The 22,478-nt window shown below is 47.0% G+C and carries 18 protein-coding genes; 8 read left to right on the top strand and 10 right to left on the bottom strand.

The genetic code is table 11. The annotated features are described in order from the left end of the window. Positions 1-263: 263 nt before the first annotated feature. The 4 genes from mraY (at position 264) to Enr17x_RS12300 (ending at position 6,397) form a co-directional block, all read left to right on the top strand. Positions 264-1,370 carry a phospho-N-acetylmuramoyl-pentapeptide-transferase gene (gene mraY, locus Enr17x_RS12285; protein ID WP_145309094.1) on the top strand — a complete coding sequence of 369 codons (1,107 nt, stop codon included), beginning with the start codon at positions 264-266 and terminating at the stop codon, positions 1,368-1,370. Between the two features lie 242 nt (positions 1,371-1,612). Continuing rightward, positions 1,613-3,076, top strand: a complete 1,464-nt coding sequence (gene ftsW, locus Enr17x_RS12290; protein WP_145309096.1) for a putative lipid II flippase FtsW — start codon at positions 1,613-1,615, stop codon at positions 3,074-3,076. 87 nt (positions 3,077-3,163) lie between these two features. Further along, positions 3,164-4,315 (top strand): undecaprenyldiphospho-muramoylpentapeptide beta-N-acetylglucosaminyltransferase, encoded by a 1,152-nt coding sequence (gene murG / locus Enr17x_RS12295; protein ID WP_145309098.1) that lies wholly within the window; start codon positions 3,164-3,166, stop codon positions 4,313-4,315. A 285-nt stretch (positions 4,316-4,600) separates the two neighbouring features. Next, positions 4,601-6,397, top strand: a complete 1,797-nt coding sequence (locus Enr17x_RS12300) for an aspartate kinase (protein WP_145309100.1) — start codon at positions 4,601-4,603, stop codon at positions 6,395-6,397. Between the two features lie 31 nt (positions 6,398-6,428). Here Enr17x_RS12300 and Enr17x_RS12305 read toward each other — a convergent pair whose 3' ends face one another. From Enr17x_RS12305 to clpX, 4 genes are all read right to left on the bottom strand, one after another. Next, a complete protein-coding gene (locus Enr17x_RS12305) occupies positions 6,429-6,800 on the bottom strand; it encodes a hypothetical protein (protein ID WP_145309102.1) in 372 nt (123 codons plus the stop codon). A 13-nt stretch (positions 6,801-6,813) separates the two neighbouring features. After that, positions 6,814-7,203: a DUF4440 domain-containing protein gene (locus Enr17x_RS12310; RefSeq protein ID WP_145309104.1), complete on the bottom strand. Its 390-nt coding sequence runs from the start codon at positions 7,201-7,203 to the stop codon at positions 6,814-6,816. Positions 7,204-7,235: 32 nt separating this feature from the next. After that, a complete protein-coding gene (locus tag Enr17x_RS12315) occupies positions 7,236-7,757 on the bottom strand; it encodes an FHA domain-containing protein (RefSeq protein ID WP_198001119.1) in 522 nt (173 codons plus the stop codon). A 143-nt stretch (positions 7,758-7,900) separates the two neighbouring features. Continuing rightward, a complete protein-coding gene (gene clpX / locus Enr17x_RS12320; RefSeq protein WP_145309108.1) occupies positions 7,901-9,190 on the bottom strand; it encodes an ATP-dependent Clp protease ATP-binding subunit ClpX in 1,290 nt (429 codons plus the stop codon). A 1,201-nt stretch (positions 9,191-10,391) separates the two neighbouring features. On the opposite strand from clpX, the gene Enr17x_RS12325 reads away from it, so the two are divergent. The 3 genes from Enr17x_RS12325 to Enr17x_RS12335 all read left to right on the top strand — a co-directional run bounded on the left by Enr17x_RS12325 (position 10,392) and on the right by Enr17x_RS12335 (position 13,475). Continuing rightward, positions 10,392-10,877 (top strand): hypothetical protein, encoded by a 486-nt coding sequence (locus Enr17x_RS12325; RefSeq protein ID WP_145309110.1) that lies wholly within the window; start codon positions 10,392-10,394, stop codon positions 10,875-10,877. A gap of 50 nt (positions 10,878-10,927) precedes the next feature. Beyond that, a complete protein-coding gene (locus tag Enr17x_RS12330; protein ID WP_145309112.1) occupies positions 10,928-11,575 on the top strand; it encodes a bifunctional 4-hydroxy-2-oxoglutarate aldolase/2-dehydro-3-deoxy-phosphogluconate aldolase in 648 nt (215 codons plus the stop codon). A gap of 274 nt (positions 11,576-11,849) precedes the next feature. Continuing rightward, a complete protein-coding gene (locus tag Enr17x_RS12335; protein WP_145309114.1) occupies positions 11,850-13,475 on the top strand; it encodes a hypothetical protein in 1,626 nt (541 codons plus the stop codon). Positions 13,476-13,517: 42 nt separating this feature from the next. Here Enr17x_RS12335 and Enr17x_RS12340 read toward each other — a convergent pair whose 3' ends face one another. The 4 genes from Enr17x_RS12340 to Enr17x_RS12355 form a co-directional block, all read right to left on the bottom strand. After that, entirely contained in the window at positions 13,518-13,844 is a 327-nt protein-coding gene (locus tag Enr17x_RS12340) for a Sec-independent protein translocase subunit TatA/TatB (protein WP_198001120.1), read from the bottom strand. A 131-nt stretch (positions 13,845-13,975) separates the two neighbouring features. Then, a complete protein-coding gene (locus Enr17x_RS12345; RefSeq protein ID WP_145309116.1) occupies positions 13,976-14,179 on the bottom strand; it encodes a Sec-independent protein translocase subunit TatA/TatB in 204 nt (67 codons plus the stop codon). A 438-nt stretch (positions 14,180-14,617) separates the two neighbouring features. Further along, positions 14,618-15,667, bottom strand: a complete 1,050-nt coding sequence (locus Enr17x_RS12350) for a hypothetical protein (protein ID WP_145309118.1) — start codon at positions 15,665-15,667, stop codon at positions 14,618-14,620. 109 nt (positions 15,668-15,776) lie between these two features. After that, complete coding sequence (locus tag Enr17x_RS12355; RefSeq protein WP_198001121.1) at positions 15,777-18,638, bottom strand: outer membrane protein assembly factor BamB family protein; 2,862 nt, start codon at positions 18,636-18,638, stop codon at positions 15,777-15,779. Positions 18,639-19,295: 657 nt separating this feature from the next. Here Enr17x_RS12355 and Enr17x_RS12360 point away from each other — a divergent pair. Continuing rightward, entirely contained in the window at positions 19,296-20,615 is a 1,320-nt protein-coding gene (locus Enr17x_RS12360; RefSeq protein WP_145309121.1) for a hypothetical protein, read from the top strand. A gap of 33 nt (positions 20,616-20,648) precedes the next feature. Here Enr17x_RS12360 and Enr17x_RS12365 read toward each other — a convergent pair whose 3' ends face one another. Both Enr17x_RS12365 and Enr17x_RS12370 read right to left on the bottom strand, forming a co-directional pair. Then, the gene (locus Enr17x_RS12365) at positions 20,649-21,731 is read right to left on the bottom strand and encodes a glycosyltransferase family 2 protein (RefSeq protein WP_145309123.1); all 1,083 of its coding nucleotides are present in this window, start codon (positions 21,729-21,731) and stop codon (positions 20,649-20,651) included. Beyond that, positions 21,728-22,459, bottom strand: a complete 732-nt coding sequence (locus tag Enr17x_RS12370; protein ID WP_198001122.1) for a class I SAM-dependent methyltransferase — start codon at positions 22,457-22,459, stop codon at positions 21,728-21,730. Before Enr17x_RS12370 ends, Enr17x_RS12365 begins: the two co-directional genes overlap by 4 nt. Between the last annotated feature and the right edge of the window lie 19 nt (positions 22,460-22,478).

Consider the following 22,478-nt stretch of genomic DNA (forward strand, 5'->3'; position numbering starts at 1 on the left):
TTGCGGGAATCCTGAGCGCGTTCGTTTCGGCGGACAAATCAGCACAGGAATTTGTGATTACTTGGGTCGATCACTCCACTGCTGTATCATGATGAAATCCTTACCGGACGTCGGGATATGGGGTCTCGGCGTCCGGTGCTTTCATTTACGAGTATGTGAATACTCGGTAAAATGAGTCAGAGTCGAGTTCAACAGGTTAGTGGAATGAATATGAATCCTGGCCCTGATTTGTGTGATACAGTATGTGACGAGAAAAATACTTCATGGTAATCTGGTTATTGAAGACGTTTTCTCCTCTGCTCGAACAACTCGAAGTTCTCTCAACCGGTGATTCGCGTGTCTTTCTGACGGCACGAATTGCACTGGCCAGTCTTTCTTCTTTTCTGATTGCCTTGCTGCTGGGTCCATTGGCGATCCGCTGGCTGGAAAAACGGTTTCGTGAGCGCGTTGACAGTGCCTCGGAAAAGTTGAATGAAATCCATGCTTCGAAAAATGCTACTCCGACGATGGGGGGGATTTTCATCATCGGCGCAATTCTAATTTCAACGTTCCTTTGGGCAGATCTTTCGAACCGTTACGTTCAATTGGGAATTTTGACAGCCGCGGGTTTTGCTTTGTTGGGGGCTTATGATGACTGGATCAAGCTCAGTACTACTCGGAACGGATTAAAACCTCGTCAGAAGCTACTGGTCCAAATCCTCTTTTCAGGAGTCATCGGGACGGCTCTCTACTTTAATAACGCCAATTTGAATTCAGGGCTGGATTTGATTATGCCAGTCACCCGTCTAACTTTTTATCTAGGTGTCCTGTTTATTCCCTGGACGATCGTGGTCATGACAGGAAGTTCTAACGCTGTCAATTTAACGGATGGCCTGGATGGGCTGGCCAGCGGTTGCATGGTTTTTGCCGGCTCGGCCTTTGCGGGGTTGACTTATCTGGCGGGGCATAAAGTAATGGCTGATTACTTACAGGTGCCTTATATCGCCGGGGCTGGAGAACTGAGTATTCTTCTAGGAGCGGCTGTCGGAGCGGTGCTGGGATTTTTGTGGTTCAATTGCTATCCGGCTCAGGTCTTCATGGGAGATACGGGTTCGCTGCCTTTGGGGGCATTGCTTGGTTTTGCTGCACTGGTAATTCGTCAGGAAGCATTACTGGTGATTGCCGGCGGAGTGTTCGTTGTGGAAACACTCAGTGTCATTATGCAGGTATTCTGGTTTCGGCGCACAGGAAACCGGCTAATTGCTTGTAGTCCGCTGCACAACCATTATTTATTCAAAGGCGAGCATGAAATGAAAATTGTTGTTCGTTTCTGGATCTGTTCTGCTTTGCTGGCCATTATTGCGGTTGCCAGTTTGAAGATCGCGACCTGAGCCTACATTCTTGAAATAGGTGATTGGCAAGCTAAATAGGGTTTGTTGATCATGTGGCTTTTGTCAGTCAGGAAATGTAGTCCGATTGGAGAAAGGCCTGTTATCACGGTTTTGTCAGCTAGTTCGTGTCGATGTCGAATGTTTCTAAATCGTGAATTCACAATGGGGTTGGGTTGGTGGAGTATCATTTTACAAGACGATTTCATTGATATCCATTCTCGTTTATCGATGAGAGATTTCGAATGAAGTCGGCTTCAATTTTACCACAATCGCAACCGGACCATGACCGCAGTCTGTTCATTTCGATGGCGTGTGCGCTGTTGGGGATCGGAGTGCTAATGGTGCATAGCGCCAGCATCACCTCCTGGCCGACTGAATTTGAACAGGTTTATTTGTCAAAACATTTGACGTTTCTGGTAATTGCTGTCACCGTGGCTTCAATTGCTTCTTATATGCCAGCCCGATATTGGTTTGATCGCGCTCCCCTGCTCTTCTGGGGAACCGTAGTTTTGCTGATTCTGGTTTTAATTCCCGGGGTCGGTACGCGCGTGAATGGTGCGCAACGCTGGTTAAGGTTCGGGGCAGTTTCTCTTCAACCTTCAGAATTGGCAAAAATTGCACTCCCCCTTTTGACAGTCCGGCTGATGCTGCAGCGGCGACGGTCTTTGAACCATTGGTTCAAAGGAACGATTCCTTTACTAATTCCTCTAGCTATTGTGATCCCGCTGGTTCTAAAACAACCCGACTTGGGAACATCGTTGTTTCTGGTTGGGGGAGTTGCGATTGCCTTGTTCCTGGGAGGCTGGCCGCTCAGAAACTTTATCGTTGGGATGCTTTGTGCGATTCCCGCTGTGGGGATGTTGGTGGCATTAAGGCCTTATCAGTTAAAGCGAATCAGTGGGTTTCTTGATACCTGGACTGACTGGCAATCGGCTCCCTATCAGCTGAAGCAGTCGCTAATGGCGTTAGGAACAGGTGGCGTTTCCGGATCCGGCTTGGGGAAAGGAGCACAAAAATTAAGTTTTCTGCCTGAAGCAAATACCGATTTCGTGTTTTCGGTGGCAGGAGAAGAGCTAGGCTTGATTGGGACACTCGGAATTGTGGGACTCTGGCTGGGACTGTTTCTGGCAGGCTTCAATATTATTCGCTCACAGAATCAGAAGTCATATGCCTATGTTGTCGGGTTTACTTTGTTGATGCAGTTGGTTCTTCAGGCGATTATCAATGTCGCCGTTGTGACAGCGATGGTGCCTCCGAAGGGGATTTCACACCCCCTCATCAGTTATGGTGGAACAAATTTGATGGTAAGCCTGCTCTCTTTGGGAATTATCGTCAGCTTGACCCGGTCGCCGGCGGGGGCAGAATTGTTGATCGATCCGGAGCAAGGAGAAGAGGAGCCGCTATCTGATCCGCAAGCGGTTATGGAAAGAGATCTCGCAGACTCCGAGTCGGAAGCAGATGAAGAGTACGAGGATGAAGAGTGCGAGGATGAAGAGTGCGAGGATGAAGAGTGCGAGGATGAAGAGTGCGAGGATGAAGAGTGCGAGGATGAAGAGTACGAGGATGAAGAGTGCGAGGATGAAGAGTACGAGGATGAAGAGTACGAGGATGAAGAGTACGAGGATGAAGAGTACGAGGATGAAGAGTACGAGGATGAAGAGTACGAGGATGAAGAGTACGAGGATGAAGATGAGGAGAAGAATTGACTGGGAATTTGAGAAGAGTTTTCCTATGCTGGACCCTTTGATTGGTGTTTAGTTGAAAAGTCACTCCACCAGTGATTCCAGGGTACAATGACCGAGTCTATTCTTAGGAAGAAAACAATCGTTTTTGCGGGAGGCGGAACAGGAGGTCATCTGCTTCCTGGAATCGCAGTCGCTGAGCAGTTGGCTTCACTCGGTGAATTTCAGACGATATTTGTAGGCTCCAACCGCATTGTCGAGCAACAAATCATTGAAAATTCAGGGTATCAACATCTCAGTTTGCCATCGTCATCAACCAGCGATTTAAAACGCGCCCCTTTTCGATTTCTTTGGCATAATGGCCGCGCATTCTTGCAGGCAATTCGTTTTTTGCGAACAAAAATACCTTCCGTTGTTATTGGTCTGGGAGGTTTTGCGAGTGTGCCTGTGATACTTGCCGCTTCCTGGTTAAAGATTCCAATTGTTTTATTAGAGCAGAATATCATTCCAGGGAGAGCAAATCAGTTTTTGTTCTCTCGCGCTTCTCTGGTCTGTATTTCTTTCTCGGAAACAGAATTCAAATGCAAGCGAAGTGGAGTAAATCACAACCAGCCTCGTGTTGTTTTGACAGGGAATCCGGTCAGACAGCAGATTGTTAATGCAGGAATACAGAAGGGGACGGCAGAAAAATCTACCGAAACTTCAATTCTGATCTTAGGCGGTAGTCAGGGAGCGACAGCTGTTAATGACGTTGTGCTCTCCCTGCTGAAACAAACCGGAGACGATCTTCCAATGCCACTACATGTGATACATCAGACGGGAGAAGCGGGATATGCGTGTGTCAATGTTACCTATGAATGGATGAGAAAACAGTGGCCTCAACTGAGGGTGACAGTACAGCCCTTTTTTGATGACTTGACAGAATGGTACACACATACGGATCTGATCATTTCTCGGGCTGGTGCTACGACGCTGGCTGAAATCGCCTGCTTGGGTATTCCGACCGTTCTGATTCCGTTTCCGAATTCAATCAGAGATCATCAGTTAATCAATGCCCGTTTTTATGCCGAACGGGGGGCAGCATTCTTGGTGGAACAAGCTCCGGACTCCAATGTGACCGCTCAGTTGCTCAGCAAAGCGGTTCTGGATTTGTTGAATGGCCCGGAGGAACGAAGCAGTATGTCACAGAAAGTCCATGAACTTGCCTACCCTCAGGCGGCTCACAGGGTTGCAGAGGAGTTAGTTGAATTAATTCGGGATTAACGGGGGTGCTGTTTTGAACACTTCTGTTTTGGCTGGCTCCTAACTACGGTATTGGATCTGAGCTGCCAGAATTTAGGAATATGACACATTTCAAAGCAGTTTTTCAAGATTTATCGAATCAGAAAAGTCTGTTGATTCACGAAATTGATTCGATTTGTTACCTTCCAAGTTCTTTGACTCAGCCTGAGGATGCTCAAAATTTCGTAATATACTGTTTTTATGCTACGGCATTTTCAATGAGTCAGATCATCATTTTTTCAAAGAGTAGAGAAACGGAGAAGAGACGTGTCGCTCATAGTCCAGAAGTTTGGTGGAACGAGTGTTGCCGATACCAGCAAAATTCTCGCTGCAGCGCGGCGTGCTACCGAAATGCATCAAGCCGGTCACCAGGTTGTGATGGTGGTCAGTGCGCGTGGTAAAAAGACGGACGAACTAGTGCGACTGGCTGCGGAAATGACAGATAGTCCTACTCCGCGTGAGATGGATATGTTGCTTTCGACAGGGGAACAGGAATCAGTTGCATTGATGGCGATGGCCATTCATAAGCTGGGGGGCGATGCAATCAGTCTGACAGGATCGCAAATTGGGGTCGTCACAGATTCCTCGCATACGAAAGCACGTATTATTTCGATTTCGACAGAGCGGATGCGTACTGCTCTGAATGAAGGAAAGATCGTCATTGCTGCCGGTTTCCAGGGACGGGATAAGGATTGGAATATCACAACTCTGGGACGAGGAGGCAGTGATACAACCGCGACCGCTCTGGCAGCTGTGCTGGAAGCAGATATGTGTGAAATTTATACCGATGTGGAAGGCGTGTTTACAACCGACCCACGCATCGTACCGGAAGCCCACAAAGTTGACAGTATTTCATATGACGAAATGTTGGAACTGGCAAGTTTGGGAGCGGGGGTGCTGCACTCGAGATCGATTGAATTTGCAAAAAAATACCAGGTGCCTCTGAAAGTTCGTCCCTCATTCTCTGATGGCGAAGGAACTCTGATTGCTGCGGAGCCTTTAGCTGATGCCTCGGTAGTAACCGGCGTGGCTTTTGTGCGCGATGAAGTCCGGGTCAGTTTAACCGATATTCCTGATGAGCCGGGAATCATGAGCAGTATTTTTACTCGAATGTCAGAGCGAAAAATTTGTCTGGATATGATCGTACAGGATGTGGGAACGGGAGGAGTCGCACGGGTTTCCTTTACCGTTCCACAGTCAGATCTGGCGGAAACGCTCACTGCAGCCAGTGAGGCCATTGATGCTATTGGTTCAGGAAAGATTCAACATGGAACGAATTTGTCCAAGGTCTCAATTGTTGGAAGTGGCATGCGGAATCATTATGGAGTGGCCAGCCGCATGTTCTCGATCCTGGCCGGAGCAGGCATTAATGTCGGAATGATTACAACCAGTGAAATTAAGGTGACCGTTCTCGTTGATCGAAATCAATGTGAAGAAGCAGTCCGTGTAATTCATAATGGTTTCGAATTGGACCGTCTGACTAGTTACTCGTTTGCTACAAATCAGAAATTACCTGCAGGCGAGTGTTCTGAAGAGTCGTCACAGCGGTTGACTCAGCTTGAGCAGGAAATCATCGATCAGCTAGCCAATATGGAAGACATTGTGGTGAGTGAAGTTCTGCTCGATCAAAGTCAATCTCGTGTGACTGTCAGAAATTTGCCGGATAATCCCGGAATCTGTTCACGTCTGTTCTCTGTGGTAGCGGAGGGGGGCGTTTCAGTCGATATGATTGTGCAAAACATGGGCGAAGAAGAGCAGGCGCACCTTTCGTTTACGGTGCCTCGGACTTCGCTGGAAAAGAGCCTGGAACTTGTGAGGCCCCTGCTCTCGGAATGGGGAAATGCTGAATTGAGTCACGAAGAAGCGATTGCAAAGCTGTCGGTGGTTGGCATTGGTCTCCGTAGTCATACAGGAGTTGGCCAAAGCATGTTTAGCGCCTTAGCGGAGTCCCAGATCAATATTCAGATGATAAACACCAGCGAGACCCGGATCAGTGCTGTCGTGGCCCTTGAGCATGGCGAGCAGGCTTATCAGGGGTTGTTGAAGAAATTCGAGCTGGATTAGCTTCTGAGTATCCCTGTGATTTTCAGGTTGTCTAATCAAACGCCGCATCGATGAGCCGTGGAAGCTGTGCTGAAAATTGACTGCGAGGAAGTACCTGCGTACAGCCGATCTCGCTTGCTTTGGCGAGACGTTCCGTATCGACGTGGGGGCCGAAGGCAATGCTGCTTATGCTGTCATTGCGTTGATGGATTGATTCAAGCAAGCCCCAGTCCAGATTTTGTTGCGTTAAGTCGATCAGCAGTAACTGTCTGGTTTCATTCGACAACGACGCAGCTGCTTTATTGCAGCTGAGCGCCGTGCAGAATGTGTAGCCCAGCTCTCTGGCTGTACCAGTGATCTTACTGAGAAACAGCATGTCAGAACAGAGAATGACAATTTGGGGTGTTGAATCGGATTCAGTCATCGCGGGCGAACAATCAGGAAATTAGAGAACGGTGAAAATGCACATGTTGCCAGTCGCCGTCCTGCTTTTCCCAGATACGGGTTTCTTCAAAAGAGGAACTGGATGCATGGCCGTGTTCGTCAATTGCCTGGACAATTCGAACATAAGTAATCAAAGCCACATCACCCATGACCGAAACCATAGGCGAACTGATGGTTGATTGTCTGGGTCTTCCTGTTGGATTCATTTCGAAATAGAAACGATGGAAGTCCATCCCTGTGATCAGGTGTCCTTGAGACTCTGGTTCAAACGAAGTCAATTCTTCATCACAAAGATTTGTGTAGGTATTCCAGTCTTTATGATCAACGGCATCAAGAAGCTGTTTACTCAATTTCAAAAGTTGCTGTACGTCATTGTCCGACATAATTGAATCCTGTTGAGAAAGTCAAGATGGGGTCAATTTTGATCTATGTTATCAGTTAATTCAATTTCTGGAAATTGAATCGTCTTTTTATTTTCCCGGGAATTCTGATCTGGTTCGTATTCGTCAATCGTTACTGTGTCATTGGATTTGCTTTGCCCGGGATGTTCCTGGGGCTCTGGCAGAGAGATCTCATCAGGAGTATGAATAGGAATGACGTCATCCGAAGCAGAAGCAAGCGGATGTTCGGGCATCAGAGATTCAATTCCCTTCAGGTTGATAGTAGATCCAACATCCACAAATACCTGTGGATCATAGTCTACTAGAAAACTGACGTCGGCGATGGACAACAGGCAACCGGGAGCCAGCTTGGTGTCTCGCTTGGGAGTCACCTTTTTACCATCGATGAAAGTACCATTGGAACTACCCAGGTCATGAACCAAAGCAACTGATTCAGTCAGAAAGATTTTGCAATGATGGCGGCTGACCAGATCTGACTTGAGTTTGATATCGCAGTCTGAGGCTCTCCCGATTAAGGTTGTTTTCGAGAGTGTCATAGACTTCGTTTTTTTTGAAGGACTTTGAAGACTCAGGCGAATTTTCATGACTCAGCCACACGTAAGAAAACCCGCCGAAGAAACACTTCGGCGGGAAAATTGTTTATTTCTGATTTAATTATAGATCCTGGGGTGCAGCGAGTCTATGCGGCTGCTGAATCATCTTTGGGAAAAAGTTGTTCCGTCCCTCGGATAATCTCCGGTGTAACCACATATTTTTTCTCTGCATCCTGTTCGGGAAGCTCGAACATGATATCAAACATTGCCTGTTCAATTACGCTTCGTAACCCGCGTGCTCCCGTGTTTTTCTTCTGAGCAATACATGCGATTTCATGAAGTGCCTCATCTGTAAACTCGAGAGTGGCATTTTCCATCTCAAAGAATTTCTGGAACTGCCTGACCAGAGAGTTCTTCGGTTCAGTCAGTACGCGGACCAGATCATTTTCTTCCAGTTGAGAAAGTGTCGACAATACGGGAAGACGTCCCAGCAATTCCGGAATCAAGCCGAATTCCAAAACATCATCGACTGAAGCCTGTGCCAGTAAATCGTTCTTGGATTTTTCCTGCTGCTTTTCTTTCTTCTGGCCTGATTGACCGAAGCCAATTGTCTTACGCCCCAGTCGCTTGCCGACAATATCTTCGAGACCGACGAAAGTACCACCGCAGATAAACAGAATATTTGATGTGTCTAATTGAATGTATTGTTGCTCGGGGTGCTTTCTTCCACCTTGAGGGGGCACATTCGCAACGGTTCCTTCCAGCATTTTCAGTAAGGCCTGTTGAACCCCTTCTCCGGAAACATCACGCGTAATCGAGACGTTCTGGCTGGTTTTGCCGATTTTATCAATTTCGTCGATGAACAGAATCCCGCGTTGGGCTGCTTCGACATCAAAATCAGCGGCGTGCAGCAATTTGAGTAAGAGGTTTTCAACATCTTCGCCTACATAGCCGGCTTCGGTTAAGGTGGTTGCATCACCGATAGCAAACGGAACTTGAAGATAGCGTGCCAGACTCTTGGCGAGCAATGTTTTTCCTGAGCCAGTCGGACCGATCAGGAGGATGTTTGATTTGTCGAGTTCCACTTCTGAAGCATCCTCTTCAGCATGCATCAGTCTCTTGTAGTGATTGTGAACGGCGACAGCCATGACTTTCTTGGCTCGTTCCTGACCAATCACATACTCATTCAAGTGGGTTACAATCTCACGTGGCGTGGGAACATTTTTGAATAGTTTTTTCGTCGTTCCCCTGCGTCGATGCTCCTGTTCCAGTATTGATTGGCAGACTTCTATACATTCTCCGCAGATATACGCATTGTCGGGTCCCTCTACGAGAGGCCCCACTTCGCGATAGCTTTTTCTACAAAAGGAACAGTTTGCATTTTTCTTTCCAGAAGAATTACGTTTTCCAGAGGTGATATCTCGTCCGGTGGGCATAGCTTCCCTTCAACGGTGTCAACTAAATGATGGCGTATAACGTCCAGTGAGTTTTGATTCTGCCTCCGTGCAAATCATTCGACATGTAAAAAACTTGTGACATGGATTTAAAAGCGAAATCTACTAAAATTTAAAAGAGGCAATTGTTAGGTAAATTCGTAATCAGTGAAAATTGACTAGAGGAAGGCAGATGTTATTCTGCCTGATTTTTCTAATCGTCGTTTTCTATGTGATCAGTAGTTTCTTTTTTCTCCAAATCCTTCTCGGTGGGATCTACAAGCCGTTGTTTGATGGATCGGAATTCATCGTCCGTAAGGTCACCTTCTCGACGCATTTCTGAGAATTGAAGAAGCAATTCACTCGCATCAACATGACGATCCTCATTTTCCCTAAAACGTCCTACGATCCATACGATCAACCAAATCAAAAAACTGACAAGGAGAAACGCCAAAACCCACTGAAGGATATGGCCCTCAAACAGTTCCTTGAATAACTTTTGTCTTCCAGATCCATTTCCCAAAGTTAAAATATATAGAATCACTTTAAAACTGGCAGAAAGTATTATCTTCCTGTCTTCCCTAATACAAACCCATAACTACTTTACTGACGAAGTTACTCGCTTTCAGATTGGTCTTTCTCAGCATGCACCCATTATATATTGTCTGTCAACAATTATCGGGCTGTGTCCAGTTTGAGGCAAGTCCGCCTGCAGTAATTGATCTGTATCAGCTTCTGGAAATGTTAGCATTTCATGCGCCAAAAATCAGTAAGATTCGATATTAGTGGGTAATGAGCTCCCCAAGTCATAGTCTTTAATGTGAGTATACAGGTTTTGACTAGAGTAGCGAAATCGCTGGTTTTCAACTGAAAACTGAGTCGAGGAATCATTTTCTTCTTCCTGAATCTATTTGAAAGATCGGGGTTCATCGGATAGAAGGCTGTTTTCCGTTCCACCAATCTGTCAGACAGGGAAATAGTAAGATTTACATTGTTGAATTTACCTAAAGTCAAAGCAGGACAGTGATTTGAACGATTCAAAAACTAGGGGGGAATTCGCGGCCTCTTAGAGCCCTTGCATTGCATCCCAATGTATTCACTTTTATGATCAATTTTAGATTGAATTTCCCAGATACGGTTTATTGCAGATTTTTGGCTGTCAAAACCGGTTTAGCCCAGAGACTCATTTTTGTTAGGAATTTGAATGGATTTTGAAAAACGTCTTCAGCACGCCATCAATAAAGGGCGCGCAGCCAAAAATGAAGAAATGCAACAAGCCGTCGGAAAGAAAATGTCTGAAGAAGAGTTCCGGAATCTTCATTTGAAATACCGACTGGAGTTGACTGACCATATTGATGGTTGTTTAAAAAAGCTGGCTGATCATTTTCCCGGTTTTCAATTTAAAACCCTGATGGAAGAGGAAGGCTGGGGATCTCGGATTACTCGTGACGATGTTAGCCTGGGAGCTGGGAAAAAGGCACAGAGTCTCTATACCCGGTTGGAGATGGTGGTGCGGCCTTTTACGGAAACACACATCATTGAACTGGTCGCTAAGGCGACGATACGAAACAAGGAAACCTTCAATCGATCCCATTATCAGTTTGTTGCTGAAGCTGATATGGATTCATTTAAGGATCTGGTTGATTTGTGGGTTCTGGAGTTTGCAGAACAATTCTCTTTTCAAGCATAATCGATATTCAACCATTTAAAAATAGATCATAGAAATAAGGTGTTCATCATATGAGTCGGCATGCGGATTTCACTCAGGTTGTTGATCGTGGTGCTGTTGCCATCATTCGTGCACAATCAGGTGAGTTACTGGTTGATGTATCCAAAGCCATCTATGCGGGTGGTTTGGACGTGATTGAAGTGACTTTTACGGTTCCGGGAGTTTTGGATATTCTGGCACAGGTCAAGCGGGAACTGGGAGATAAGATTCTTCTGGGCGCTGGAACGGTGCTCGACACGGAAACAGCGCGCGCTGCGATTCTGGCGGGAGCAGAGTTTATAGTGACGCCCACAGTAAATACTGATGTGATTGAATTGTGCAATCGATACGATAAATTGATCATGACGGGCGCATTCACACCAACAGAAGTCTTAACTGCCTGGGAGGCCGGTGCAGACATCATTAAAGTCTTTCCGGCATTTGTGGGCGGCCCTGCCTACCTTAAAGCATTGCACGGCCCCCTGCCCCAGATACCGCTGATGCCAACCGGTGGCGTTGACCTGGAAACATTACCCGCCTATCTCAAGGCGGGAGCTTGTGCCGTAGGCTTGGGGAGCTCACTGGTGACGAAGCAGATGGTCGATTCAGGCGATTTGGACGGAATTCAGAAGCTGACTACTGAATATATGAATCAGATTGCAGAACTCCGTAAAGGCTGATTTTCGCACGAGATTCGAATCAAAAAGTTGAACGAGCCTCTTTTATATATTTCATAAAACAGGGAGGCTTTTCTTCTACTACGCTTCTGTTTTAACCAGAAAGATCGTCTCAAGTCATACGATCTGATTTGACGATATGCCTAGATAGTCAAGATCCGGTTTACTAGTACCCGTACGTATTGGCTGTTGAAATATATTTACAACTTCTCAGGAGGGGGCTCCGAGACTGGATAACATCATAATTGCTGTTGTCTGGACATGGGGGTGAATTGGCATGAGACTATTGACATTACTGGTAGTCAGTTGCTGTTGTTGGGGAATTCTAACCGATTCAACACAGGCAGCTGCAGTTCCATCGGCGCCCGTCTATACCAGTAAGACTCAGTTTCGAATTCCCTATCATTATGATCAGGCGGAAATCGATCGTCTGGGAGCTCGTGAAATCAGACTCTATGTCTCCACAGATCGGGGTGTTACCTGGAATCACTTGAAATCAGTCTCTCCCGCTACGCGCAAATTCCCCTTTGAAGCCACACAGGATGGCGAATATTGGTTTTCTGTTCGTACATTAGATTCAAAAAATCAGCTGCACCCTTCCGGTCGTGTCTTCGAGCCGGGATTGCGCGTTGTCATCGATACGACTCCTCCCCGATTGGATCTCGATCTACGACAGGTTTCTCCCGGCAAGGTCCAGTTAATCTGGAACGCTGAAGATCAGTACCTGGATCCAAGTAAGCTGGTACTGGAGTATTCTCAAAATGGAAGTCCGAACTGGCAACGAGTGATTGTTGCACCACATGGAAAAGGACAAACAACCTGGTCCATTTCTCAGGGAGGCGTTGTTGCCGTTCGCGGAATTATTAAAGACAAAGCAGATAATGTGGGGAGCAGCCAGAAGCAGATTCGTGTGGTTGCTTCTGCCAGTCGTTCATTACCTAAGAAAAAACAGGACCTGCCAGATTTTAATCAGCCGATCGCACAGGGAGGGACGCTAGATAACAGCCTGACATTGTCGGAGCCTGAACCGCTCGCTCCTTACTCAAGTCAAGGGCAGGACCCACAGTCGACTCAGCCGAAACCGTTTGAGCAGCAGACACCTCTAGCCAATAATCAACAGCTACCCAGCGTGTTTCCCAAAGCAGGAGGCGGCAATCAGCCCATGCAGGATTCAGTGAAAGGGCAATTTGTCGCCGATGCTCCGGAGAATCGGCCGCATTATGCGAAAAAACGCTATCCTGCTTCCGAAAAGAACTGGGCGCCAGAACGTAAGCAGGTTTTAAACGGAACACAGTTTCAGATCGGGTTTCAGGTCGATGAAGTCGGTCCTTCAGGGATTGGGGCAATTGAGCTGTATATCACAGAAGACAATGGTCAGAAGTGGTATAAGTATGGTGAAGATGAAGATAAGAAGAGCCCCTTTCATGTGGAAGTTCCCCATGATGGAATTTATGGCTTTGCACTGCGTGTTCGCAGTGGAGTCGGGCTTGCTGATGCATTACCCAAGCCAGGTGAGAAGCCGGACGTCGTGATTGTCGTTGACCGCACTGCTCCGGCAATTAAGCTGCATCCGATTAAACAGGGGTTGGGAGGCGAAGCGAATAAAGTAACCATTACCTGGGCAATGAGTGATCAGAACCCTGCAGAGAAGTCGATCGCCATCAATTATTCGACTCAGCCCAATGGTCCTTGGGAACCCATTGTAGATTGGCAAGAAGATACAGGAAGGTTTACCTGGTCTGTGGGACCGGGCAACCCTTCCAAGTTTTATCTGCAGGTTGTTGCACGTGATTCAGCGGGGAACATCTCAAAAGAAGTCACCCCTGACCCGATAATCCTGGACTTGACCAAGCCTTCAGGTCGCATCGTTGATGTTGAAGTATTGAATAAGGCTCCCTATTAAATCGTCAGACCGAATTTACTGATCTGACAAGTGCAGGAACACTTATGCCTGTTCCGACTTCTCTTCTGTTTTGGGTTCTGAGCTGGGAACTTCAAATTTGGGAGCTGAGAACTCATCAGAACGTTCCTCAGGTGCGGGACGAGGGGTTTCAGGCTGTGATTGTGAGTACGAAGCCTGATTGACTTCATCTTCAATTCCACTCACGCCTTTTTTGAATTCCACAATTCCCTTGCCCAGGCTACGTGCGACTTCGGGTAATCGCTTACCAAACAGCAGCAGCGCAATAATCCCGACGATGATCATTTCATAGCCGCCAGGCATTCCGAATATTGCGGGAACAGGAGTCATGTGTGTAATTGTCTGGAACATTTTTGAACCTCTTTTATTTTAAGGTGTTGAAGGACGCTTTACTGAAAAGCGAATGCCCTCTGAGCCTCGTTTCTATTCTACTATACCATCTTCGAACATCTTGGCGCGATCAATTTTACTTCCCAGGAATTCTATTCTGGCTGCTTATCCTGTTCGGAGCTCTGTGAGTCAGATTTCGAAGAGTCATCTTCATCGATGCTCTCTCTCGCCCCTTTTTTGAATTCGACTATGCTCTTACCCAGAGAATTCATGGCTCCTGGTAAACGTTTACCAAACAGGAGCAGAATGATCCCTAAGATGATGGTAATTTCAATCCAGCCTGGAAAGCCAAACATACTAACGGTCCCACTAACTTTGATGAATCTGTCGAGGTCGACGATTACAGTTTTCTGAAGGAATCAGGTTCTTTCGGTGAAATGGTAACAGATGGAGACTTCACCGAAAATGAACACCAGCAATATGGGAAGGTTCCAAAAAGGTATGCGCTGTCGGCACTGAGAAAAAGACCGAAGGAAAGTTCTCGTTCCTGCTTGGTGGCCCTGCGAAAATACATCTCGGAGGAAATCCCATGGGATGGATATCCACTCGGTTTGCCCGCAGGAGTCGCAGGAGGATTGAGCGGTAAGTACTTAAATCATAACCGCGCAAACGCGGCTGTCAACAGAATTTAACGGCTCAATTCTCGTGATTTGGCATTCTGAACGGCAATCAGGTAAAAAAAACGCCTTTTCGGGCTTTGAGACTGTTGGTAGTTATGAAAAGCCGGCTTCGACTTAACCTCTTACAGCATCTTGAGATGTTTTCTGAAGCAGGAGTTGCATCTCAATCCATTGTATCGTTTGTGCGAATCTGTTTAATTCCGGATCGTGTGTTGCTTCACATTCCGCGCAACAATCGACAAATGTGTTCAGTGACCATCGATCATTTTGCAGAAGTCGGCGTTTCCAGTTCTCAACGGAATCGCTACCCTCCAAATTAAACAAGTTTCCAACGACGTCTGGTAAGATGTCTTGCAGTGGATGATAGCCTACCGCCCTGCTCCAGTATTTGGCATTTGAATAGTCTGGCTCTCGGCGGTGCATGATATGATGCCAATAGTCGCCCGCCCCGTGAATCCCCTGGCTTTGGACTGATTGTGAATATTGATGACTTTCGTCCAGATAATCATGGATGCAGAATAAGCCTGCTTTGAGGGCCGTGGCGTCGGCTTGAGATGTAATGGATGGTAGATCCTGAGCTGGTTCATAATCCTGCAACAAATGGAGAAGCCAATCCTGATCAGGACCGGGATTTTTTGGAGCAAGACATGGAAAGACCACAGAACTGAGGTCGTCTTCTGAGGAAACAGAGGGATTGATCAACTGGCTGGGAATGCCTGCTTGCGCCAGGCGAATCAATGCCTGCCAGAGGATGTCGTTTGATTTCTCAAGGTTGTTCAGGGACGCAAAATCTGTTTTTCGAATCAGTACGGCTGCATGCTGAAGTGGATTCATCGCCAGTGAGGCTGCGACAGGAGGCAGTGCCTCCCATGCATCGACAAACGGACTGGAATCGTGGAAAGGCAAGAAACAGACTCCCCCCTGATCGGAATCTAGATCCAAGTCGTTCAATTGATGGAAGAATGACTGATCAACGGGCTGTGATGACTCCAGGAAAGCAATATAACCAGCATCGGTCTCTGCAAACAGCGATTTCAAGGTATCACAAGTGATATTCGAGAACCCGGTCGAATCCAGGCTACTGAACGTCAGGTGAGAAAAATTGCTTTGACTTTCAGGGGGATTTTCGTTTCCTGAAAGATAGAGATCGATTGATGTGGTCATGGGAATGAAACTTCAGTAATAGTATGATCGAGAATAGTTTGACGTCTTTAACGTAACGGTTTTTGCTTCTATCTGAAAGTCAACCAATTCTGATTTCGTTACCGTCGAATCATTCTTTTCTGAAGCAGAGAAGTTGTCCATTTTCCAAAGTGACCACAATTGTTCCTTCCGAATTGATGGCAGTTCCCCCCTTCACTGCCAATGCGGGCAATGGATGCGACCAGAGGTCTGTGCCCTGATTGATATCAATGGCCGTTAGAAAAGGAGCGTCTGATTTTTCGTCAGGATGTCCTGCGGTTAACAGTGTTTCCGGAGAAACAATAAAACTGGTGAAGCGTCGTTGCTTCTGGTCGATCCAGAGGTTTTTGCGTTTAAAAGCTTCTCCCGTGCGTCTGGCACGCATGCTCAACCAGCGGGCGACTTCTTTTTTCACCTTTGGTGCACCTGGTGGTAAGGCTTCTTTCAGGGTCAGATTGGTAAAAGCACTCCCTTCGTAGCTGGCATCATGTACCAGTTCCCGTCGGTCTGCCAGAGTGTGCTCAATCGACAGATATTTTCCATAGTTCGGGTAATATGGATAGAAAGCAGTTCGATATTGTGATGTGACTTCTGCGCGGGGCGTATTCAGACATTTTAAAGTCTGCAGATCGTAACGGGCGATTTCATAGACGCCTCCCGCGAGGAACCGGAGTTCGTTTTCATCAATGTATAGGCTGCCTTGAAGGCTGATTCCGCTGTTCACAGTTGCAGAAAGTGTACCTGACGTATTATTTTCCTGCTGTAATTCGCCGGTTTCCGCATTTAATGCGACAATGTGTGTCCCATCAAAATGGGCGATCCCCGCCGCAGCATAAACTGTGTTGTTCTGAACGACGACTCCCCCGGAGATGGGCCAGGTAGAAATCAGTTTTCCATACACGGGGATCCAGCGTTGCTCAGGCGCTACACGAAACGACCAGAGCGGTAGTCCGGTTTTTGCTTCATAGGCATAGACCCGCCCGTCGGCGGAACCCACAAACAGACGATCGTTGTTGACTGTAGGAGGGTAATAGATGGCTCCTCCTGTATATTGTTTCCAGACTTGCTTGCCTTGCATATCAAAAGCTGTCACAACACCATTTCGATCAGCTACAAAAATCAACTTTCCGGCGATGACTGGAGCCGTTGGCATTGCGGACTGCGTGACTTGGGCCGTCCAGCTGAGTTTGGTTTTAGCTGGGATTGATACGTTGGTCGTTGAGGACTGCCGGTTGTCACCTCGAAATGCGGGCCAGTCACCGTTCCGAGCCGCCAATGGCTCAACTTTCGAAAGGTCACTACCATAGGCAACGTGCCGCGGGGGAGCCTGGGAAGCTGGTGCAGCGGAATTCTTTTCCGGACCGAGGCAGATATGTCCGTAAAGCGAGAGCTCACAGCCACACATCCAGGGGCCCCAATAGAGTAACCCGTTAGAAACAATCACCCCGTCCTGACAGGGAGGCCGCATAGGGGCAATGTGTTGTGCTGAATGTGAATCAGTTTCGAGTCGGACGGTGCCTCCCCGGGTACGGAAAAAAATGCTGTCGACGCTCCCGGTGGCACGCGTGCAGGCACGGCGCGTGGGAAGCGACGCGATTTTTTCTCCGGTGGCATAATCGAGTTTCATCCCGGTTTCTTTTGGTCCAGCAGCATAAATACCATCTTTTCGTAAGACGAGTTGCAGATTTCCGTGTTCTTTCTCCCACATTAGATACCCGTCAGCGGCCGAGGCGGTGACTAGATGCAGGCGTTGTGGGCCTGCAAAAAACAGGTAATCGTCACTGCATTTGATGTAGTTTGTGGTGGCATAACCGGTGACATAATGTTGTGCTTTCTGATTAGAGCCGATCGAAGCCAGAAGTTTTTTATCGTCGTTTTTCCAAACCTGTTTTCCATTTTCGATATTCAGGCAGGCTAGAAATTTATCGGGGCAATAATAAAAAATATGGTTATTTTTCATACAGACGCCGCGACTGTCGATGTAGTCTCTGTCGCGAAAATGCCAGAGAACTTTTTTCGTGGCAGGATTGATCGCCACAAAGGTTCGGCCGAAACCAAACGCTTTTTTAGGGTCTGAATAGTCGTGACCTTTCCACATTCCCCAAGGCCAATGTCCCAAGCCGCGTCGGGCCGATTTCTGGGTGTCGACTTTGACTTCCTTATTTCCGATGAGCGCATAAAGGGTTCCATTCTGCAGACCCATCCATTTCCAGACAGGTCCATCAGCTAGTTTCTCATCAATCACAATCTCGTCCCGAATCTCGCCTGTTTCACTGTCAATGATTTTGCATGATTCGTTGTCGGCCATCAACAAGGCATCTTCGGTTCCGATCATGGTGTTCCGGTGAATCATGAAGCCTTCCGGAAGTTTACGTTTCCATAAAATTGTGCCATTGTATGCATTGATACACATCAAGGTATTCAAAATGGCATTCTGATTCTGTTTATGGGCTATGTGGCCAAACGCTTTATAAACCTTGCCTCCTGCTGCAACAGAGACTTCCGGCATCGGAGAAAATTTGGGGTCTGCCAGAAATTGAGTTCGATAAGGAGATCTTGCGTTTTGATCGGTCGATTGCGGGTTGTTATCTGGCCCGTGGTAAGGATGGTCCCAATAATCATTTCCTTCAGGCACCGGCTTCGTGATTTGATAAGTAGGTGTAAAGGCAGTCCCTTGAGGCCGCAACACTCGTAAAAGTTCCTGTTGAGTGGCTGGTTTCGTCGATGGGGGTTGTACGAAGATCACATCGGCCAGATTACTGGCAAGTGCAATCGCGTTGTTTTTTCCCTGATCCGCGAAAATTCGTTGTCCTAATAGGCCTTGCTGATCAGACAGCTTTCGTACCTGATTCACTTCTTCTGTAGATTCAGATTGAAAATAAACCTGCAAATTACTGTTTTGCACAAGTTCTGTGACAAACGAAGCGGCACCAGTTTCGGGAAGTCCCAACACAACACAAAGCCCCCGATCTGAATTCAACTTCTTGAGACAGGATTTAGTCAAGGAAGATGCTGGTTGGTTACTTTGCTGCGCTTCTCCCGAGAGGGGGCTTCGGATCAAAAGAAACAAAACAATGAGAGGGAATAACGTTCGTGTGAGACAGGGAGTTCTCATGTGATTTATCCTCAATCCTGTTTGAGTTGAGAGCTTGGGAGAACGGGGTTTGATCGTTCTGGATCATTAAGTCCATTGTGACTTCATGATGGCACTATTGGTTTCATTTTTCAAAGAGAATCTGATACTTTCATCTTGAAATTCGACATGTGCGTTTTCAGCGCCGAGATACTGAAAGCGGGTGATTTATTAAGACAGCTAATGAAATACTGGTGTTAGATAATATGGAATTAGTGATGTGTACATGTGATTCGATTGATGGCGAAAATATGATCGAACTTGAGAAAAAACCAAATATCGGCTGGTTAAATTTTTGAAATGTGTGAACAATGAGTGCAGATTTCGTTGCCAGTCATGCTTTAATGATCAAATGGAAAAGACTTTGAATGTGACTTGGCACATTCGTTTGGGTGAAAAACAAGGGGACCTGTTTGTTTCTCAGACGTTTAAAACATTCGACTGGTGATCTATTCTAATCACTGGCGGTATTTTCGTATGAACCACATCTTACCTGATTATTATGTAAGTGAGGCGACATGGTTTTACTTATCCCTGTTGCTGACGCTTGCGGTCTTTTTCCGATTTGACCGTATTGCTTCGCTGCGCAATCTGGATTTGTTGTTACTATTGTCGATCTCACCAGGGCTCTTATTTCTCAGTGACAATCCAGTCCTGGGAAATATCTGGTTGTTTGCGGGAACCGGATTGTTTGTCATTCGGATGAGCGTTGACTGTTTTTTTCAACGCAGGCCTCGTGGTGAGCAGAATCTCAACAGTTTTGGGATGGCCTTTCTTTGTATTTCCATTTTTGCATTTTTTATGGTGCGCGTTTTTACAGAGAAACCAGCGGCCGAAACCATACAAACCGTGAAGCAAGCCGACAGCTTGTTGAGCATGGAAGACGTGACGGTTGATCAAAAGCAGGAAATACAGGAAGCGGGTCCCACTGCTCGTCTTTTCGCTGCGCCTGTTGTTCCACTTTCCAGTGCGGTGGCACAATCCAGCTTGGACCCTGCGACTCTGGCTGCACGGATCATGGCGATTTTGGCACATGCCTTTGTGGTTGTTGGATTGATTATAATGGGGAGGGTCCATTTTGCCGATACTCAACTTGGTCTGGCCATGGCACTACTTTACCTCCTGCTACCTTGTACTGCCTATGATGTCAGTAAAGCCAATCATGTACTCCCTGCTGCCTTGCTGGTTTGGGCATTTGTGGCCTATCGGCAACCGATTCTGTCCGGCATTTTTATGGGTCTGGCATGTGGCGCCATGTTTTTTCCCGTCTTTCTCTTACCATTATGGGCCAGTTTTTACTGGAAAAATGGTCTCAAGCGGTTTGTCCTTTCCGGTAGCGTTGTGGCGATCGTTCTGCTGGGGAGTCTGGTTCTGACTTCCGTGGATCGTTTTTCATTTACACAACAAACGATCGGTTCCATTGACTGGTCGGTTCTCAAATTTGAAGGCGGTCAGCAAATGCCGGGGTTCTGGAGTGCCTACGATTCTGCTTATCGTATTCCTGTGTTTGTCGGATTCGTGTTGTTGATCGCTTGTCTGACAATCTGGCCGCGTAAAAAGAATTTGGGGCATCTGATGTCTCATACCGCAGCGATTATCATCGCGACTCTGCTCTGGTATCCTCAGCAGGGAAGCGTTTATTTACTGTGGTATCTGCCGATGCTATTGATGGTTGTGTTCCGGCCGCGACTGCTGCATACGATTCAAAGTAAAGACGTTGATCGGAATCAGGAATCAGTCGAAAAACCAGTCTCGCGACATCAGGATTCGGTCAACATTGTAAGGCACACCTCGTAATAGTCATCTGCCAGGTGCGTTTTCTCAGGGTGATCAGGATTGCTGAGAATATTCTTGATCAACATCAGTTTTGATCTGTTGTTTTGCAGAATTTTGTGTCGTCTTTGTTTGCGATAAAAGTGGCGTTTCAATTTCCGGGGAGTCAAAGTTGGTTTTCGTTCCCACGATGAACATGGGACGCGCTCGGACCTGGTCATAAATACGGGTGACATATTCACCCAAAATTCCAATTCCCAGCGCATTCAATGTACCAAAAAATGAGGCTGTGATGGTGGTAGATGCCCAGCCGGGAATGGCCAGCCCGGTGACCAGTTTATGATACATCACAAAGGAAATCAGCGCTATGCAGACAACGGCAGACAGGGCGGCGATGACATAGAAAATCGTCAGCGGGAAAAAAGAAAAGGAGAAAATGGCGGTCTTCGCCAATCGGCATAACTGGAGAAATGAGACGCGCGGGTTTTCGTCATAGCGGGCCAATCGCTCAACGGGAACACCGATCTGGCGATAACCAACCCAGGAACGGAGTCCGGGAAAGTAGCGGTCTCGGTCATTAAGTTGTGCGATTTGAATGGCGACTTGACGATCAATCAAACCAAAGTTGCCGGCATCCCTTGGGATTGATGTACTGGCGATTAAGTTGAGCGTTTTGTGGAACGTTTGAAAGGCCCATCGTTTGAGTACACCTTCTTTGCGATCCCTACGAATTGCGTATACAACATCGTAGCCCGATTGCCAGTGATCGATGAAATCGATGATGGCAACAGGGCTGTCCTGCATGTCGGAATCCATAATGACAATGGCATCACCCGTCGCGTGCAGTAAACCGGCTTGAACCGCTGCCTGATGTCCAAAATTCTTTGCAAAGTGGAGCACCCTGACCCGTGAGTTCAAATCGGCAAGGTCATTCAGGATTTGCCCGCTCTGGTCTGAGGAACCGTCATTTACGAAGATGATTTCATATTGACTGCCTGCAGACTGAAGCGATTCTTCAACGGCTTGCAGTAGTTGTGGCAGGACGGACTGTTCATTAAATACAGGGAGAACGACGGATATTAACGCCTCGTTTATTGGCATTCGGGCAAGCGATGAAGAGGTGGCCTGGGTTTGATTCATTTGGTTAAAACTCCTACGAGAGAAAGACCAAACGGAACTCCTGTTGAATGAATTAGCTTGCGTTCGATTTGCGCAAACGATTTCAGGCAGGCATTTGTAAACCGTGAAACACGCGTGAAGCATGGCGGGGAATCATCGGTTCGCTTCAGAATTTTGTCTCTTCCACGAATGGCAATCGCAGCAGGTAACGTAAATGAATTCCAGTGGGTGACCCACTTCACTTTTAATCCGGCCTGCTCCGCATTATGACGAAATTTTAATTTTGTATAACGGCAGAAGTGCCCCAGTTTTCGATCCCAGTCTGAGTACAGCATCGGATAGGCGGGAACGGTAATGATAATTCCACCGTCCTCTGTCAGAGTCTCAGCTGCGTTTTTCAATAATTCTACGGGATCTTCCATGTGTTCCATGACATCTAACAAGAGTACTGCTTTGGCAGATGCAGGAGCAACGGGCCAGGGCTGACTCAGTTCATGAACGAATACATTTTCCAGTCCGCGTGAACGTCCATGGTCCACTGCTTCTTGCATCAGGTCAAAGCCGGTGACTTCATAACCCAGACGATTGAATTCAAGTAAGTTCCGTGCTGAGCCAATTCCCCCTTCAATCACTAAACCGGGGGGAGGAAATTCAGTAGTCAAGATTTCTGTTACCAGCTTGCGCTTGGCAACGTGCCACCAATAGTTCTCTTCCAAATCAATCAGTTCGGTGAGGTGTCCTGGATCCACGGGAAAATAATCTTTATTT

This window comes from Gimesia fumaroli, from assembly GCF_007754425.1.
Lineage (GTDB): Bacteria > Planctomycetota > Planctomycetia > Planctomycetales > Planctomycetaceae > Gimesia > Gimesia fumaroli.

Coding starts and splice junctions, on each gene's coding strand:
- Enr17x_RS12340 (WP_198001120.1), bottom strand. CDS start 13,844: ATGTTCCAGACAATTACACACATGACTCCTGTTCCCGCAATATTCGGA.
- Enr17x_RS12350 (WP_145309118.1), bottom strand. CDS start 15,667: ATGACCACATCAATCGATCTCTATCTTTCAGGAAACGAAAATCCCCCT.
- Enr17x_RS12345 (WP_145309116.1), bottom strand. CDS start 14,179: ATGTTTGGCTTTCCAGGCTGGATTGAAATTACCATCATCTTAGGGATC.
- Enr17x_RS12335 (WP_145309114.1), top strand. CDS start 11,850: ATGAGACTATTGACATTACTGGTAGTCAGTTGCTGTTGTTGGGGAATT.
- mraY (WP_145309094.1), top strand. CDS start 264: ATGGTAATCTGGTTATTGAAGACGTTTTCTCCTCTGCTCGAACAACTC.
- Enr17x_RS12365 (WP_145309123.1), bottom strand. CDS start 21,731: ATGAATCAAACCCAGGCCACCTCTTCATCGCTTGCCCGAATGCCAATA.
- Enr17x_RS12315 (WP_198001119.1), bottom strand. CDS start 7,757: ATGACACTCTCGAAAACAACCTTAATCGGGAGAGCCTCAGACTGCGAT.
- Enr17x_RS12330 (WP_145309112.1), top strand. CDS start 10,928: ATGAGTCGGCATGCGGATTTCACTCAGGTTGTTGATCGTGGTGCTGTT.
- Enr17x_RS12305 (WP_145309102.1), bottom strand. CDS start 6,800: ATGACTGAATCCGATTCAACACCCCAAATTGTCATTCTCTGTTCTGAC.
- murG (WP_145309098.1), top strand. CDS start 3,164: ATGACCGAGTCTATTCTTAGGAAGAAAACAATCGTTTTTGCGGGAGGC.
- Enr17x_RS12310 (WP_145309104.1), bottom strand. CDS start 7,203: ATGTCGGACAATGACGTACAGCAACTTTTGAAATTGAGTAAACAGCTT.
- Enr17x_RS12325 (WP_145309110.1), top strand. CDS start 10,392: ATGGATTTTGAAAAACGTCTTCAGCACGCCATCAATAAAGGGCGCGCA.
- Enr17x_RS12360 (WP_145309121.1), top strand. CDS start 19,296: ATGAACCACATCTTACCTGATTATTATGTAAGTGAGGCGACATGGTTT.
- ftsW (WP_145309096.1), top strand. CDS start 1,613: ATGAAGTCGGCTTCAATTTTACCACAATCGCAACCGGACCATGACCGC.
- clpX (WP_145309108.1), bottom strand. CDS start 9,190: ATGCCCACCGGACGAGATATCACCTCTGGAAAACGTAATTCTTCTGGA.